This is a genomic window from Citrobacter sp. MGH105 (genome assembly GCF_001037485.2).
In the GTDB taxonomy this organism is placed as follows: Bacteria; Pseudomonadota; Gammaproteobacteria; order Enterobacterales; family Enterobacteriaceae; genus Citrobacter; species Citrobacter portucalensis.
The window spans coordinates 4879800-4896460 of record NZ_CP073048.1; the positions used below are offsets into that span (position 1 = coordinate 4879800).

The window sequence follows — 16661 nt, forward strand, 5'->3', positions numbered from 1 at the left end:
AAAAAGCAAAGCCTTTCGGGGGATGAATCTCTATACTGTTTCACAGACCATGCTGCCCTGAGGGGCGGCCATATTCCTTAATTCGCTGACAAGCGTGGAGAAATGAAATGCGACATCCTTTAGTGATGGGTAACTGGAAACTGAACGGCAGCCGCCACATGGTAAACGAACTGGTTGCTAATCTGCGTAAAGAACTGGCTGGCGTTGCTGGCTGTGCAGTAGCGATTGCTCCGCCGGAAATGTATATCGACCTGGCGAAACACGCCGCTGCCGGTAGCCACATCATTCTGGGCGCGCAGAACGTTGACCTGAACCTGTCTGGCGCATTCACTGGTGAAACAAGTGCTGAAATGCTGAAAGACATCGGCGCACAGTACATCATTATCGGTCACTCTGAGCGTCGTACTTACCACAAAGAATCTGACGAGCTGATCGCTAAAAAATTCGCCGTGCTGAAAGAGCAGGGTCTGACTCCAGTTCTGTGCATCGGTGAAACCGAAGCAGAAAACGAAGCGGGCAAAACTGAAGAAGTTTGTGCACGTCAGATCGACGCGGTTCTGAAAACTCAGGGCGCGGCAGCATTCGAAGGCGTCGTTATCGCTTACGAACCAGTATGGGCTATCGGTACCGGTAAATCTGCAACTCCTGCTCAGGCTCAGGCTGTTCACAAATTTATTCGTGACCACATTGCTAAAGCTGACGCGAAAATCGCTGAGCAAGTAATCATCCAGTACGGCGGTTCTGTAAACGCAGCTAACGCGGCAGAACTGTTTGCTCAGCCGGACATCGACGGCGCGCTGGTTGGTGGTGCTTCTCTGAAAGCAGACGCCTTCGCCGTCATCGTTAAAGCAGCAGAAGCCGCTAAACAGGCTTAAGTTGTTAAGGCGGGAGGAGCACTCCTCCCGCTGTATTAACTACCAGTATCCCAACCAGTGCCACCAGAAGGCGCCGGTCACCCCCCAAATGGTCAGGTTGACCACACTCATCACCAGGCCCGTTTTCCACCACTCCGCCAGCGTGACATAGCCCGAACCAAAGATGATCGGCGCAGTACCCGTGCCATAGTGCGTGAGCGACATCATCAGGGAGGAGGAGAAACCGAGCATTAAACCAAGCAATGCTGGCGGCGCGCCGAGGCCTAATCCTGCGGCGAAGAACGCAGCGAACATAGCCGTAATATGCGCAGTAGTGCTGGCGAAAAAGTAGTGCGAGTAGACGTAAAGCAGAATCAACAGCAGCGTTGCAACACTCCAGTGCACGCCAAGATGGTCGATTGCACTACCAACGCTGGTTGCCAGCCATCCCACCAACCCCAGTTTGCTGAGAAAATCCGCCATCATCACCAGCGCGGCAAACCAGACTATCGTATCCCATGCCCCGCGGCATTTAAGAATGTCATCCCAGCTCAATACGCCCGCCATCAATAGAATCGACAAACCAATTAACGCGGCGCTAGTGGGGTTTACGCTCCAGGCACTGCCCATCAGCATCGCTGGAACACCCGCCCACAGGCAGAGCAGCAAAATGAACACTGCCAGGGTGATTTTTTCTGCCAGTGATAGTGGACCCAGCGCATCCAGTTTTTGCCGCGCGAACTGCGGCGCATTTGGCGTGCGCGTGATAGCTGGCGGATAGAGCCACCAGATTACAATCGGCATGACAACCAGTGATACCAGAGCGGGAAGAAGCGCCGCAATAGCCCACATTCCCCAGGTCATGTTCAGCACGCCATCCGTCCCCTTCGTCAAAAAGCTGACGATTAACGGGTTAGGTGCGGTCGCGGTGATGAACATTGCCGAGCTGATCGGGTTAATGTTGTAGTTCACCAGCGCGAGATAACGGCCCGTTGAGCCATTCTCGGCATGGCCTGGCTGCGAGCCGAGGCTTTCCGCAATCGCCCGCATTACCGGGTGGATAATGCCGCCTCCACGCGCGGTATTGCTTGGCGTTACGGGTGCAATTAGCGTTTCCGCAAGGGTTAATGCCCACGCAATACCCAGCGTTCTTTTACCAAATAGCGCAATAAACCCGTAGCCAATACGCGCTCCCAGGCCAGTCTTTAACAGACTTTGCGACAGCATAATGGATAAACCAATCAGCCAGATTAACTGGTTCGAAAAGCCACTCAACGCATCGTTCAACGCCGCGGAGGGTTTGCCGGGGTTAGTAACGCCAGTCATCGCCACCAGCATAATCGCCACAATCGCAATTGCGCCAATGGGCATAGCTTTACCGATAATCGCAGCGATCGTACCAATAAACAGTGCCAGCAAGTGCCACGCTTGCGGGGTTACGTCAGGAGGACACGGGATAACAAACCAGATGGTCAGCGTAATCACGAGCGAGATGATGGCAGGCCAACAGCGGATAGGGGTCAAACTGTCCATGAATCAATCCTTGAGTTTCCAGTGCGCAAATCTGCGCTCAGGCATTAACCGATATTGCCGCGCATAATACAATTCACTCACTCACAAAACATAAAATTAACATTTTGATACAGCTACAGTTTTCCTAACACCGTAAACCAGGCGTAATCCAGCGGCAGAAGAATCAAATACGTTGCCGCCGCCAGTGCGATACACAGCAGCATCCCCGCCCTTGCAGGTACTTTCCCGAGCGCCATCGCCACTACGATCGGTGAAGCCTGGTACGGCAACAGTGGCGTTGAATAACCCAGCACCTGGATCATAATCACCGACAGCAGCGGGAATCCCGTCGCATCGGCAAAACTTTGCGCCAACGTGGTATACAGCGCCGGAACACCGTTCGCCGTCATAATAAAATTAAGCGCAGTGGTAATACCGGTCAGCGCGAGGAAACTGGTAAACGGCTTTTCCGCATCCAGCGGCATCACCTGTAACAGCGCTTCGCCAACAGCGCTACCAATACCGGTCTGCGTGACGGTGATCGCCAGCCCCAGAATACCCGCCACATAAATACAGGTACGAATGTTGACCCCAGTGGAAAACTCGTCGCCATTGATAAAGCCAACCCGTGGTAGCAATGTGATAACTGCCGCCGCCAGCCCGGTCCACGCGGGGCCAATGCCGTGCCAGCTTTCGCTTACCCACAAGAACAGCACCACCGCTAACATCCAGGCCAGACGTTTTTCATCCCGGCTCATCGGCTCCGGCGGCGTGAGATCGCGCGGCGCATGCGGCTTGCCAGGGAACAACCAGCAGATAAGCACAATGAGCACCGCGCCTTTAAGCCAACCCAGAACCGGCGTATGCAGCAGCAAATAGGGAAGATAATTGAGGTGGATGCCGTAAGAGCCTTCCGCCGCGCCGCTCATCACCAGAATGCGGAGGACGCAAAGCCGCCAAAAATCACATCCGGTGGCGCGATTTTGGCGACCATCGCCACGGCAAAGAACAGCAGCGCCGTTATAAACTCCGGCAGCAGCGACGTAGCCCAGAGCAGAATGGTGATACCAACCACCAGAGAGGGGATAAACAGAGGGTGTGTAAGCCAGAGCGACATGCCTGTCTCCTGTTGTTTTTTTCAACAAGAATACGGGGACAGGCATGCGGAGTAAACGCCAGATTAGGTGGGGTTAACGCAGAATATCACATTGATGATCCTGAATTTCCTCAGCGGAGGCGAGATTCAGTGCCAGCAGATTGCGCTGAGTAGCCAGCAGGACAAAGGATTCGTCGCTCTGGCGCACCATCGCCAACGCATAGCTGCCCATATGCTCTCGCGCATCCGGCACCTCTTCCGCCAGCATCATAAACGGGCTGCGTTGTGCCAGTTCATTTTCCGTGACGCGACGCGCCAGATATTCATGACCGCGCAGCCCACCCGGTAATGGTAGCCAGCGGGTGCTGATTTTCGCCAGGTTGTCATCCAGCTGCTTTCTGACATCGGTTCGCAGGCAGGAGATATGAATATGCAGGTGATTTTGCGTACGCCCGCTACGTGAATTAATGGTCAGAGAGATTGCTTTGTCAGGGATTTCCTGGCCGTATTTTTGGCTCATAAAGCTACGCGCCTGCCAGGCCAGCCAGAAAAAGTTCGGCGTGCCTGATTTCAACAGCAGCGGACTTTCCGTACCGTTGATCCGCCAGGTAGGCATCAACAGATATTGCAGTGGGCCGTTACGGTCTTTGAACACCACATATCCGGCATCCGGCTTTACTTCAGCGCATGGGGCGGGGTCCTGCTGCTGCAACTGGTGCGGCAGGCATTGCTGAAGAACGATCTGGCGTAATGCGTCCGGGTTGCCGGTGAATTTCCAGTACCCGATACCTGCAGCGGCGGCGACCACAATCACCGCCAGTAAAAGATAGCCTGCTTTTTTCATTACGCGTTTCCTGTATCCCATTGAAGGGCAAGAGTAACGCAAAACCATGACAAATAAAAAACCCGGTCGCGTTAGGCCACCGGGTCGGTAAATCACAGACTTATTTATCGTTTACTGATTTGGTCGAACGTACCGCCGTTAGAGAAGTGCTCTTTCTGCGCTTTCGTCCAGCCGCCAAACTCTTCGTCGATAGTGAACAGCTTCAGCTTCGGAAATGCGTTTTCGTATTTCTTCGCGACTTCTGCATCACGTGGACGGTAGAAGTTTTTCGCTGCTATCTCCTGACCTTCCGGCGAGTAGAGATACTTCAGGTAAGCTTCCGCTACCGCCTTGGTGTCTTTCTTTTCCACCACTTTATCAACCACGGATACGGTCGGCTCCGCGAGAATAGATTCACTCGGGGTCACTATCTCGAATTTATCTTTGCCCAGCTCGTTCGTTGCCAACAGCGCTTCGTTTTCCCAGGCAATCAGCACATCACCGATACCACGTTCAACGAAGGTATTGGTTGAGCCACGTGCGCCAGAATCGAGTACCTCAACGTTTTTATACAGGGCCTTCACAAAGTCTTGTGCCTTGGCCTGATCGTTGTTGTTGTGGTGCAGGGCATAGCCCCATGCCGCCAGATAGTTCCAGCGAGCTCCGCCGGAGCTTTTCGGGTTTGGCGTAATGACCGACACGCCCGGTTTGATTAAATCGTTCCAGTCATGAATTTGTTTGGGATTGCCTTTGCGGACCAGGAACACGATGGTGGAGGTGTAAGGCGCAGAATTATCCGGCAGGCGTTTAATCCAGTTTTTATCGATACGGCCACGTTCAGCAATGGCATCCACGTCGTAAGCAAGTGCCAGCGTCACAACATCGGCTTCAATGCCGTTGATGACGGAAGTCGCCTGTTTACCCGAACCGCCGTGCGACTGGCGGATCACAACGTTGTCGCCCGTTTCCTGCTTCCAGTGCGCGCTGAAGGCCTTATTGTACTGCTCGTACAATTCACGCGTTGGATCGTACGATACGTTAAGTAACTGAATATCCTTTGCCAGAACGCTGGTCGATGCCAGCAATAATGTTAACCCTACGCCCCATTTGTTCATCGCCCAGCTCTCTTAGGTAGTGTTGTGATGAGCAAAGCGTGCCAGAAAGGCATCCAAACATTAAAGAATAAAAAAAGATTTGCTATATCTTGGGGGAATATATGGAGTCGAGTTTTTGCCTGATGGCGCTACGCTTATCAGGCCTACGATTTGCATCATGTAGGCCGGATAAGGCGCAAGCCGCCATCCGGCAATTGCAATTAGTACAGTTTTTTCGCGCAGTCCAGCCAGTCACCTTTGAACGGACGCTTCATGTTTTCGATAGCGTCGATGATGTCGTGGTGAACCAGCTGCTCGTTCTGAATACCTACGCAGCGACCGCCGTGACCTTCCAGCAGAAGTTCAATGGCATAGGCGCCCATACGGGATGCCAGGATACGGTCGTAAGGAACCGGGGAACCACCACGCTGAATGTGACCCAGTACGGTTGCACGCGTTTCACGACCCGTTTCTTTCTCAATGTAATGCGCCAGTTCGTCAACGTCACACATGTGTTCAGTGATCGCTACGATTGCGTGTTTTTTACCTTTCGCGATGCCCGCTTTGATTTCAGTAACCAAATCGTCACGGCTGAATTCCACTTCCGGAACCACCACGAACTCACAGCCACCGGCAATCGCTGCTGCCAGGGTCAGGTCACCACAGTAGCGGCCCATCACTTCAACGATAGAAATACGCTGGTGAGAAGAAGATGTATCACGCAGACGGTCAATCGCTTCGACAACGGTACCCAGCGCGGTGAAGTAACCGATGGTGTAGTCGGTACCTTTGATATCGTTATCGATAGTGCCCGGCAGACCGATGCATGGGAAGCCCATTTCGGTCAGGCGTTTTGCACCCATGTAAGAACCGTCACCCCCGATAACAACCAGGGCGTCGATGCCACGCTTCTTCAGGTTTTCGATCGCCACCGCACGTACGTTTTCATCACGGAATTCCGGGAAGCGAGCAGAACCGAGGAAAGTACCGCCACGGTTGATCATGTCGGACACGCTGTAGCGGTCAAGCTGGACCATACGGTCTTCATACAAACCCAGGTAGCCATCATGGATCCCCATGACTTCCAGCCCTTCCGTCAACGCTGCACGTACAACACCACGGATTGCTGCGTTCATGCCCGGCGCATCACCGCCGCTTGTCAACACACCGATTTTCTTAATCATGACTACCTCTGAACTTTGGAATGCAAAATGAAATCTGCTGCCGGAAGTCGATTCCGCATATCGAAACGATCCAACGAATATGCAGATAGTATAACAATCACTTCCTGCTGAATTGATTCAGGTCAGGCCAAATGGTGGTAATTTATACACAAAATGCTGGCCCGGTTCACTTTTTTTACAACGAATTATGAAAGCTCAAACATCTTGCCTTCCTTGGGTACGACTGAACAGGGATCCTGATGAATGATGACATCCGATCCCGGGAAACGCCGTAAAATTGCCTGCTCAACCTGTTCAGCCACTAAATGCGCCTGAACGAGCGGCAGATTATCTTCCATTTCCAAATGAATCTGAATAAAGCGAGTCGGCCCTGACTGCCGCGTGCGAAGATCGTGAGCGCCGCTGACTCCAGGCCATGACGTCACGATATCAATAATTTCCTGACGTTCCTCATCGGGTAAAGCGCGATCCAGCAAAGATTGCACTGCCTCATACCCCATGCGTAATGCGCTATATAAAATATAGATGCCAATCCCGAGCGCAAACAAGGCATCTGCACGATGCCAGCCATACCATGCCAGCCCGAGCGCAATGAGAATCGCACCGTTCATCATAACATCAGACTGATAATGAAGCATATCTGCCCGAACGGCCTGACTTTGCGTGCGCTTCACTACCCAGCGCTGAAACGAGACCAGAATGATTGTACACACTAACGCAATGATGGTGACAACCACCCCAACGCCAGGATCTTTCATCGGCGTGGGTTGGATGAGATGCTGAATCCCGGTCAGGAATAAAAACAGCGCCGAACCAGAAATAAACATGCTTTGCGCCAACGCCGCCAGCGATTCCGCTTTTCCGTGTCCGAACGTATGCTCATCATCGGCCGGTTGCAGCGAATAGCGCACCACCAACAGGTTGGTTAACGACGCCGCGATGTCCACCAGAGAATCCACCAGTGCAGCCAGAATACTGACCGATCCGGTGTACCACCACGCGAAAATTTTGATCAAAAGTAACAGCGATGCCATCACGGTTGCCGCGATTGCCGCCCGGCTCACCAGCCGCCCATAGGTTTGATTCATAAACACTCCTGCCAGGATATGCCGCTAGTATAACGGATGAAGTAAAACAGTCAGGCAATAACCGAGGGACAAATTTTGGGCAAAAAAAACCCCCACATCATGTGGGGGAAGACAGGGATGGTGTCTATGGCAAGGAAAACAGGGTTACTACTGGGAACGTGAGTTGCTACTACTCAATAAATTCAACGATGAGCTTTTTTTCCAGTGCGCTACATCGCGCAGTTGCTCCATTCGTTGTTCATGTTTCTCATTTAAAACCGCTTGCTGCTCTGGCGTTAACAGGCGATACATCTGGTTGCGGATCCTGGCTATTTCAACCTGGCGGGCAACCTGTTCTTGCGCCATTCTTTCTGCCTGAGCGCGCACTGCGCTTTCATCAAATTTCTCTGCGGTGACAAGGCGATGCATTGTCTCCATTTCGCTAACATTAACAGGAGGCTGTTCGTGTCTTGCCTGCTGCATTAAATCTCGCATCTGTTGACGTTGATGTTCGGTTAAACTGATACCGTCAAACATGTGGCTCTGAACGCTGCGTTGCGATGAGCCTTCACCCAGGTGCCAGTGATCGCCTGTGACGACTTCAGCTGCATGGCTAAATGTACTGAGTGCCAGCGTTGAGGCCATGACGGCAGCGGTAACTTTGCCCATCACTTGCTCCCAAAATCTTTTCTGTCGCGATTCAACGAGAGACAGTTTACGATTCGGGCTGCAAACATGCGTCAGGGGGTGTAAAACAACGTAAAGTCATAGATTAGCGACGCCTGATGACGTAATTTCTGCCTCGGAGGTACGTAAACAATGAATAAAATCCTGTTAGTTGATGATGACCGAGAGCTGACTTCCCTGTTAAAGGAGTTGCTCGAAATGGAAGGTTTCGATGTGCTGGTTGCCTATGATGGGGAACAGGCGCTTGAGCTTCTGGATGACAGCATCGATTTACTTTTGCTCGACGTCATGATGCCGAAGAAAAACGGCATTGATACGCTGAAAGCACTTCGTCAGACACACCAGACACCCGTAATCATGCTGACCGCTCGCGGCAGCGAATTGGATCGCGTACTTGGCCTTGAGCTGGGCGCGGACGACTATTTACCTAAACCGTTTAACGACCGTGAACTGGTCGCGCGCATCCGCGCTATTCTGCGTCGCTCACACTGGAGCGAACAGCAGCAGAACAGCGATAACGGTTCGCCGACGCTGGAAGTTGATGCGTTAAGCCTTAATCCGGGTCGCCAGGAAGCCAGCTTTGACGGGCAAATTCTGGAGTTAACCGGCACCGAATTCACCCTGCTCTATTTGCTGGCTCAGCATCTCGGTCAGGTGGTTTCGCGTGAGCACCTGAGCCAGGAAGTGCTGGGCAAACGCCTGACGCCTTTCGATCGCGCGATCGACATGCATATCTCGAACCTGCGTCGTAAGCTGCCAGAGCGTAAAGACGGACACCCGTGGTTTAAAACCCTGCGTGGTCGCGGCTACCTGATGGTCTCCGCTTCATGATAGGGAGCTTAACCGCACGCATCTTTGCCATCTTCTGGTTGACGCTGGCGCTGGTGTTGATGTTGGTACTGATGTTACCCAAGCTCGACTCACGCCAGATGACCGAGCTACTGGACAGCGAGCAGCGCCAGGGGTTAATGATTGAGCAACATGTTGAAGCTGAACTGGCGAACGATCCACCCAACGATTTGATGTGGTGGCGTCGCTTGTTTCGGGCGATAGACAAGTGGGCGCCGCCAGGACAGCGGTTATTACTTGTTACGACGGAAGGACGCGTGATCGGCGCAGAACGCAACGAAATGCAGATCATTCGTAACTTTATTGGTCAGGCCGATAACGCCGACCATCCGCAAAAGAAAAAATACGGTCGCGTTGAGATGGTCGGGCCTTTCTCCGTCAGAGACGGTGAAGATAACTACCAGTTGTATCTCATACGACCTGCCAGCAGCTCACAATCTGACTTTATCAACCTGCTGTTCGACCGACCGCTGTTGTTGCTGATCGTCACCATGTTAGTCAGCTCACCGCTATTGCTTTGGCTTGCCTGGAGTCTGGCGAAACCGGCGCGTAAGTTGAAAAACGCGGCGGATGAAGTAGCTCAGGGTAACCTGCGTCAGCATCCAGAGCTGGAAGCCGGTCCGCAGGAGTTCCTGGCGGCAGGCGCAAGCTTTAACCAGATGGTGACGGCATTGGAACGGATGATGACCACACAGCAACGCCTGCTGTCGGACATCTCTCACGAGCTGAGAACACCGCTAACGCGTCTGCAACTGGGCACCGCTCTGCTGCGCCGTCGTAGCGGTGAGAGCAAAGAGCTGGAGCGCATTGAAACAGAAGCACACCGACTGGACAGCATGATCAACGACCTGCTGGTGATGTCGCGTAATCAGCAGAAAAACGCGCTGGTCAGCGAAACAGTGAAAGCTAATCAGCTTTGGAGTGAAGTGCTGGATAACGCCGCCTTTGAAGCTGAGCAGATGGGTAAATCACTCACGGTGAATTTCCCGCCGGGTCCGTGGCCGCTGTACGGTAACCCAAATGCGTTGGAAAGTGCGCTGGAAAACATTGTGCGCAATGCCCTGCGCTATTCACATACGAAGATTGAAGTTGGCTTCGCGGTGGATATCGACGGGATTACCATCACCGTGGACGACGATGGCCCAGGCGTTAGCCCTGAAGACAGAGAACAAATTTTTCGTCCGTTCTATCGTACCGATGAGGCGCGCGATCGCGAGTCTGGCGGAACAGGTCTGGGTCTGGCGATTGTGGAAACCGCGATCCAGCAGCATCGTGGCTGGGTGAAGGCCGAAGACAGCCCGCTGGGTGGTTTACGGCTGGTGATTTGGTTACCGCTGTATAAACGCGCTTAACAGGCTTCCCCGGTCATTTATTGCCGGGGAAGCACTCACGTTATGCTGCCGCAGCCGCTAGCTTTTGCTTTTTAATCCGCTTCACCAGAATTGTCGAACAGATAAAGCCCATTAAGCTGAACGCAATCATCACGCTAAAGACATAGTTGTAGCCAGTGATGCCGCTATTGGTATCCAGCAAATAGCCGTACAACGTGTACGCAAACATCGCTGGCATATAACCGATGATGCAACCAAATGCCATTGCCGAGCCCGCATACTCACGTGGGGTACCGATCTCATCCATCGGCGCGAAGAAAATGGCGCGCTGTGAGAAGATAATCGCTCCGAACCCTAATGTCGCCGCCATACCGATATACACGTTCATTGTTTGATGCGGTAACTGCATGAACACAAGCATCGCCACAGCAGAGATCAGGAACGTCCACTTCAGATACACTGTCGGTGATTTAGCAACTTTATCTGCCAACATTCCGCCAATCGGCCCACCTACCATTTTTAACGCATACTGGTTGATGATGCCGTACGCACCGACGAGAGCTACCGGCAGCATATAGATATCTTTTAAGAACGGGATAAAGTAAGTCAGTCCACAGTACGCGGCATAAACGAAGAAAATACCTAAAGAAGCCAGCCAAACATTAGGGCAGGACAAAACATGTTTGATACCCTTTAACACTTCCATGTTGGCACTGGTTTTCTCGCCGCCTTTCACTTTGTCATCATCGACAATAAAGTACGTCACAATACCTGCCACAAGCGTAATTACCGTATAGAACAACAGGCCCGCCTGCATCCCCGCTTTACCTTCACCAAACTGGACGAAAACAAACAGAGCGCCAGATGCAACGATAACATCCACCACGCCACGTCCGGCCTCTAAAAAGCCGAACATGCGTCCTTGTTCTTCTTTCGTTCCCAGCAAACGAACGGCTTTCAGCAACACCGGCCAATAAACCACATCGGCAAAGAAAGCCATCGCGGCAAAGCAAATGAGATAACCAGTAAATGACGGTAGCGTTGCCAGATATAAGCCACATAACCCAACGCCAATCAGACCGAACGGTAATAATATTTTCTTGGAGTAACGATCTGCGATATAGAGAGAAAGAAAAAGTCCGGTTGTCTGAACAATCGTATAAACCGTAAAGCTCAACCCAATTTGCGTATTAGTTAAACCCCAGTCATTCTGCATTGGCACATAGAAAACATCTTTCATACTTGAAAGCTTGAATATCGTGCCGCCGCCTAAAATCAAAAAACAGAGCCTTGCCCATTTATTCATGAACATGATTAAACCCTCATTGCTTGTTGAGAGAAATATCTAAATTAAATTGTATAATTAATAAAGCCAAGGGATTACTTTCATAATCCTTTCCGCATTTAATAATATTTTAAGAAAACTAATTAATTGCCTATAAACTTGTCACATATATCACGAATGTATTTTATTTGGGCAAGAGCATGTTCTTTTTCCTGCGCCAGTCGCGCATCAACCATGTTGCTGTCAGGCAGCGGCGTATAACTTGCATCGCGCCATGGGATCCATGGATTATCACCCTCATCGTCGAAGCGAAATGCAGGGGCATAATATTCAACTTCTTCTTCCAGGCCAAAAGCATGTACTTGCGGTTTATCTTCACCTAAAAGTAATAATGCCTTAAGCATTTCTTCCATGGGTAAATCGCCGTGTCCTGAACGACAAGCCTCATGCCCCCAGCCTTTACCTTCTTTAATAATTTTTGCGTCTTTGATATGCACCTGAGTGATCAGAGGAGACATAACCTCTAACGCAGAAAGCGGCTGCTCATTGGCATTAATCATGTTGCCAAAATCAAACAGAATAGAGAGATTTTTCATCCCGCTATTGTTAACCAGCGTCACCAGCTCATGGCCTTGCAGATCTTCATGCTGTTCGATAGTAAAGCTTAGTCCGCAATCGTCATACTGAGACAGCCACGCAATATCATTGGCAATCTTCGCCATAACATCGTTGAGATGCCCTTCATAACGCGGGTAGAAACGCACTGAAGTTGCACCAGTAGCAACAGCAATACGGATGGCATCCGTCAATGTCGCCTTATCCGATGCGCTCGTTTCGATATGCACATCCAGATTATATTTTTTGGCCTTCTCTTTAAAATCGTGTAGCTGCTGATCGTTCAGTTTCTGCAGTGATTGGGACTCACCATCCTCAACATGTATTTTTACACCCTTCAATTTTTGCTGATGCGCAATATCCAGAAGATCCCCCGGCAGGACTCTCTCGTAGCGCATATTCAGATGAAAAGCATAAGCATGTAGGTACAGCGGTATATTTCTCGCGCGTTCCGCAAGAAGTTCTTGGTTACATTTTCCCATTATTTTTCTCATTCATCGCGAATAACAAGTTCCACTGATTCAAGTCTCCAGTATTCGAAATCAACCTGAACCACTTTTTTATCTCGGGTAGCCCGATGTTTTTCTACTAAAATTCCATACGTATTAGGCGCAACACCCAGCTCTTTGCAGGCCACTTCTGGCATATTGACCGGTTTAAAAATCATTTCTTTGATATTTAAAACATGGCCAAACGCATCTTCCCAGACGCTGGCAAAAGACTGATTGCCCAATTTATTAATGAATCCTGGCGCAACATCAGCATCAATATAGGATTCATGGTAAAACACTTTATGTGAATCAAGACCGCACCAGCCGGTAACTAAATAGCGGTCACCGGAGGAGAGAAAAACATCATCAACATGATGCGGAACTGTATCAATGGTTTCTTTGGTTAAATAATCCCAAAAAGGCTTACGTCCCTGAGCACAGGCTTCAGCATTGAAGCTGGAAAGTGATTTAGGGTTATAAATAAATCGCTTCGACGAAATAAACCAACCACTGCGGTTCTTGCGGAAAATACGCGCATCGATCTCAAGCTCAATCAGAACCTGACGTAAGGTCATACGCTTTGCATCCAGCAGCTCACATAACTCCCTTTCCGAAGGCAATTTGGACCCCGCTGGTAAATTCTTCTCGTTTAACCAGCTTTCAAAGCGCTCCCTGAGCACATCAACATTGTTTTTCTTTTTCATTTCGCCAATCTGGTTTAAACCAATTTGAAGCTAAGATATTTGAGTGCAGGAAATACTCAAGTTTTTTTTCAACGCAGAGTTTCTTTTTGTGGGCCAGGTATCAAGAATGGCTTTGAAGCAAACCGTGACCGTCAGGTTTTTGCCCGGTTTTGTACGCAGGGAGATGAACCACAGGGAGAGGTAAATCAGGTGTCGCCACCTGATTTAATTGTAAGATGAAGGTGGGTTTATTTTCCCCACAAACGACGGGAATTGTCTTCGATCTTGCCGCTTAGACGGCGCTTTTGCATCGTTCTGGTCCAGCTTTTTGATAACCCGGCAGCCGACAGTAAACGGTGATATTGCGAATCATCAAACGGCATATGCCAGGCGATAGCAATGGCCTCCCGCACGCTGACGTCGCTCACGCGTGACGCCAGGATCAACGGCGCGTCTGCTGACACCTGACCAGGCGCGATGACGCTGCACAGCCAGCCTGTCTTACCCGCATCCTGCATCTGGCTGGCCATATCGCTGATGCCAAAATGGAAATTCAGCTTAAAGCATGGCGAGCGCGGCTGCGTGACCTGAATCAGCGCCTCTCCCCACTGGAAAATGTCGCCAATATACACATTCTCTTCAGTCAGCCCCTCAGTAGAGAGGTTCTCACCAAACGCGGGGGCGACAAATAGCTCCGCCTGCTCCGGAAACGCTTGTCTCCAGTGCTGATAGTGTTCACGCGGATAGTGACACAGCGCGCGATCCGGCCCGCCGTGAATTTTCGTTTCCGCTTGTTCATCCCCCGTCAGCCCCAGTTCGGTCAGCATCAACTCACCGTCAATCTGGACTTTAGCAATCGCGCTGGGACGGCTTCCCGTGTAGTCCCGAACTTTGCCCGTAAAAACATCGACCGGATATCGCATCTGTTCCCTCTCCCGATAAATTTCCCCCATTACACCACATTTATTTTACCCCAGTCGCTCAAAATGAGAGCACGGTTCACATGAAACTTAGGGACACATGCTATCAATGTAATCTGGTTTTGAAACATCATTTCAAATAAGGAGTCGACAACGTGACTGGTCAATCGCAATTTGCTGGCGTCTGGTGTCCTTCCATTACGCCAATGGACAATGATGGCAAGATCGATCTCAACGGTCTAAGCCTGCATCTCAAACGCCTTACCGAGGCCAAAATCGACGTGATTTTGCTGATGGGCAGCATCGGGGAATTTGCCTCCTTTACGCTCGAAGAAAGGCTGCTGCTGATCCGCGAGGCCCGCGCCATGAGCTCGCTAAAGATGGTCGCCAACGTCTCATCCACCTGCCAGAATGATGTTTTATTGATGGCGCAGGAAGCGTATCGCGCAGGTTACGATGCCGTGATGATCCTGCCGCCCTACTACTACGGACAAACGGCGAAACAGCTGCTGAGCTACTTCCGTCAGTTGGGGCAGAAACTCAGCGGCAAATGGTTTGCTTATAACTTCCCGGCACGCACCGGCTGCGATTTAACCCCCGAACTGGTAGCCACCCTCGCCGCCGAGTTCCCGAATTTCGCTGGCATTAAAGACACCGTCGACTGCCAGTCCCATACCCGCAGTATGATTCAGACCACCCGCGCCGTGCGGGAGGATTTTGCCGTGCTGTCCGGCTATGACGAATACTACATTCCCAACCTGTTAGCAGGTGGCGCGGGGATAATTTCAGGGTTGAACAACGTCATGCCGGAACTGTTTGTCAGCGCGCGGGAAGCGTTTAAACAGGGCGACCTGGCAGCGCTTCGCGATATTCAGGACCAGATTGGCACCTACATGTCCATCTATGCTATCGGCGAAGATTTTGTCACCACCATCAAAACCGTGGTATCGCGTAAGTTTGGCTATTGTACCGGCGTGTCACGTAATGCCGGTGGAGAGTTGAACGAGAGTGAGTGTCGAACAATCGATGAGGTGTTTGTCGTCAAAGGATAAATAATTAAGCCGGATGGTGCAGACCATCCGGCTTAAGAGACTTACTTCACGGTGCCACGAATATCAATTTCTGCCGCCCTTGCTTTGGCCCTTTTCGACCAGATAGACGTGATAATCGGCACCAGAATGGAGGTCACAATCACCGACGTGGCGACCAGGGAAGTTGCTGCCGGTGCCATCGGTTTAAATGCCGGAACCATTTCAGCAATCAGCACAGGCGTAGCAACCGCCGCCCCCGCAGAACTGGAAGCGGCAATCCCCGCCGTACCATCGCCACCACCAATCAGTTTATCGGCGATAATCAATGGAATACCAGTGATGATAATCACCGCCACGCCCAGCAGAATACCCAGCACGCCGGTCTGCGCAATCACGCTCAAATCAATGGTGTTACCTAATGCGAAGGCAAAGAACGGGATCAGCGTCTGCACCGCTTTGCTGAAGAACTCCCGCAGTTCAGGGTCCAGATTCCCCAGCGCAAAGCCAATCAGGAACGGCAATACTGCACCAACAAATACGTGTGGTTCAAACGACGCGATCCCGGCGGTTCCCAGAATCACCATGGTCATCAGCGGGCCAGACTCCAGCGACATCAGGACAAACGCCCCGGCCTCTTCTTTGGTGCCGTACTGCTGCATAATCGAGGCATACAGCCCGCCGTTGGTCATATCCATCGCGGCCACCAGCGCCAGCGTAGACAACCCTGCGAAGAATCCAACCTCTACACCATGTTCCGGCAGAATGCGTGAAGCAATCGCTGCAACCACCCACGCCACCAGAATCTTGGTGATGACTAACGTACCTGATTTACGCAGCACGGTGCCGGTGGCGCTTAGCTTGATCGACGCCCCCATGCAAAAGAACCAGACTGCCAGGATAGGCACCGTACCGGTGATCATACCGTTGGTAAAAGAGCCGAAATATTTGCCGGCGCCGGGGGAAAAGGTGTGACACAACGCGCCCAGGAAAAGCGGCACCAGCATCATACCGCCTGGGATTTTCTCTATCGTACGTTTGATCTGCATTTCCATCACCTGTAGACATAAAAATGGGGCAATTTTTATGGGCGATTGCATCTTGCTTTGAGATGCGCCCGTCTTGATGAAAAGAAGATAGAC

At 51.3% G+C, this 16661-nt stretch carries 15 protein-coding genes and 1 pseudogene; 4 read left to right on the plus strand and 12 right to left on the minus strand.

The features are described 5' to 3' along the window. The first annotated feature begins 107 nt into the window (after nucleotides 1-107). Entirely contained in the window at nucleotides 108-875 is a 768-nt protein-coding gene (gene tpiA, locus SK35_RS23315) for a triose-phosphate isomerase (protein ID WP_003028783.1), read from the plus strand. 39 nt (nucleotides 876-914) lie between these two features. Here tpiA and SK35_RS23320 read toward each other — a convergent pair whose 3' ends face one another. From SK35_RS23320 to cpxP, 7 genes and pseudogenes are all read right to left on the minus strand, one after another. Further along, nucleotides 915-2387 carry a DASS family sodium-coupled anion symporter gene (locus tag SK35_RS23320; protein WP_003825206.1) on the minus strand — a complete coding sequence of 491 codons (1473 nt, stop codon included), beginning with the start codon at nucleotides 2385-2387 and terminating at the stop codon, nucleotides 915-917. Nucleotides 2388-2500: 113 nt separating this feature from the next. Then, nucleotides 2501-3483: pseudogene (locus tag SK35_RS23325) on the minus strand (SLC13 family permease). A 73-nt stretch (nucleotides 3484-3556) separates the two neighbouring features. Then, the gene (locus tag SK35_RS23330; RefSeq protein WP_048215186.1) at nucleotides 3557-4306 is read right to left on the minus strand and encodes a CDP-diacylglycerol diphosphatase; all 750 of its coding nucleotides are present in this window, start codon (nucleotides 4304-4306) and stop codon (nucleotides 3557-3559) included. Nucleotides 4307-4410: 104 nt separating this feature from the next. Continuing rightward, nucleotides 4411-5400 carry a sulfate/thiosulfate ABC transporter substrate-binding protein Sbp gene (gene sbp / locus SK35_RS23335; protein WP_032945592.1) on the minus strand — a complete coding sequence of 330 codons (990 nt, stop codon included), beginning with the start codon at nucleotides 5398-5400 and terminating at the stop codon, nucleotides 4411-4413. 200 nt (nucleotides 5401-5600) lie between these two features. Further along, the gene (pfkA, locus tag SK35_RS23340) at nucleotides 5601-6563 is read right to left on the minus strand and encodes a 6-phosphofructokinase (protein WP_003825214.1); all 963 of its coding nucleotides are present in this window, start codon (nucleotides 6561-6563) and stop codon (nucleotides 5601-5603) included. A 185-nt stretch (nucleotides 6564-6748) separates the two neighbouring features. Then, nucleotides 6749-7651 (minus strand): CDF family cation-efflux transporter FieF, encoded by a 903-nt coding sequence (fieF, locus tag SK35_RS23345; protein WP_003825216.1) that lies wholly within the window; start codon nucleotides 7649-7651, stop codon nucleotides 6749-6751. A 147-nt stretch (nucleotides 7652-7798) separates the two neighbouring features. Further along, a complete protein-coding gene (cpxP, locus tag SK35_RS23350; protein WP_008787022.1) occupies nucleotides 7799-8299 on the minus strand; it encodes a cell-envelope stress modulator CpxP in 501 nt (166 codons plus the stop codon). Nucleotides 8300-8449: 150 nt separating this feature from the next. On the opposite strand from cpxP, the gene cpxR reads away from it, so the two are divergent. Together cpxR and cpxA are read left to right on the plus strand one after the other, a co-directional pair. Beyond that, a complete protein-coding gene (gene cpxR, locus SK35_RS23355; protein ID WP_003028763.1) occupies nucleotides 8450-9148 on the plus strand; it encodes an envelope stress response regulator transcription factor CpxR in 699 nt (232 codons plus the stop codon). Continuing rightward, on the plus strand, nucleotides 9145-10518 hold the full coding sequence (gene cpxA, locus SK35_RS23360; RefSeq protein WP_032945590.1) for an envelope stress sensor histidine kinase CpxA: 1374 nt from the start codon (nucleotides 9145-9147) through the stop codon (nucleotides 10516-10518). The genes cpxR and cpxA overlap by 4 nt, the downstream gene beginning before the upstream one ends. 40 nt (nucleotides 10519-10558) lie before the next feature. Here cpxA and SK35_RS23365 read toward each other — a convergent pair whose 3' ends face one another. From SK35_RS23365 to yiiM, 4 genes are all read right to left on the minus strand, one after another. Beyond that, nucleotides 10559-11803, minus strand: a complete 1245-nt coding sequence (locus SK35_RS23365; RefSeq protein ID WP_103015331.1) for an MFS transporter — start codon at nucleotides 11801-11803, stop codon at nucleotides 10559-10561. 122 nt (nucleotides 11804-11925) lie between these two features. Next, the gene (locus SK35_RS23370; protein WP_048215188.1) at nucleotides 11926-12879 is read right to left on the minus strand and encodes a sugar phosphate isomerase/epimerase family protein; all 954 of its coding nucleotides are present in this window, start codon (nucleotides 12877-12879) and stop codon (nucleotides 11926-11928) included. Nucleotides 12880-12887: 8 nt separating this feature from the next. After that, on the minus strand, nucleotides 12888-13592 hold the full coding sequence (locus SK35_RS23375) for a GntR family transcriptional regulator (protein WP_020996112.1): 705 nt from the start codon (nucleotides 13590-13592) through the stop codon (nucleotides 12888-12890). 227 nt (nucleotides 13593-13819) lie between these two features. Then, the gene (yiiM, locus tag SK35_RS23380; protein WP_048215189.1) at nucleotides 13820-14494 is read right to left on the minus strand and encodes a 6-hydroxyaminopurine reductase; all 675 of its coding nucleotides are present in this window, start codon (nucleotides 14492-14494) and stop codon (nucleotides 13820-13822) included. Between the two features lie 152 nt (nucleotides 14495-14646). Here yiiM and SK35_RS23385 point away from each other — a divergent pair, with 152 nt between their 5' ends. Next, on the plus strand, nucleotides 14647-15543 hold the full coding sequence (locus tag SK35_RS23385) for a dihydrodipicolinate synthase family protein (protein WP_048215190.1): 897 nt from the start codon (nucleotides 14647-14649) through the stop codon (nucleotides 15541-15543). A gap of 41 nt (nucleotides 15544-15584) precedes the next feature. Here the strand turns inward: SK35_RS23385 and kdgT are convergent, their stop codons facing one another. Next, nucleotides 15585-16568 (minus strand): 2-keto-3-deoxygluconate transporter, encoded by a 984-nt coding sequence (kdgT, locus tag SK35_RS23390; RefSeq protein WP_020996114.1) that lies wholly within the window; start codon nucleotides 16566-16568, stop codon nucleotides 15585-15587. Nucleotides 16569-16661 lie beyond the last annotated feature (93 nt).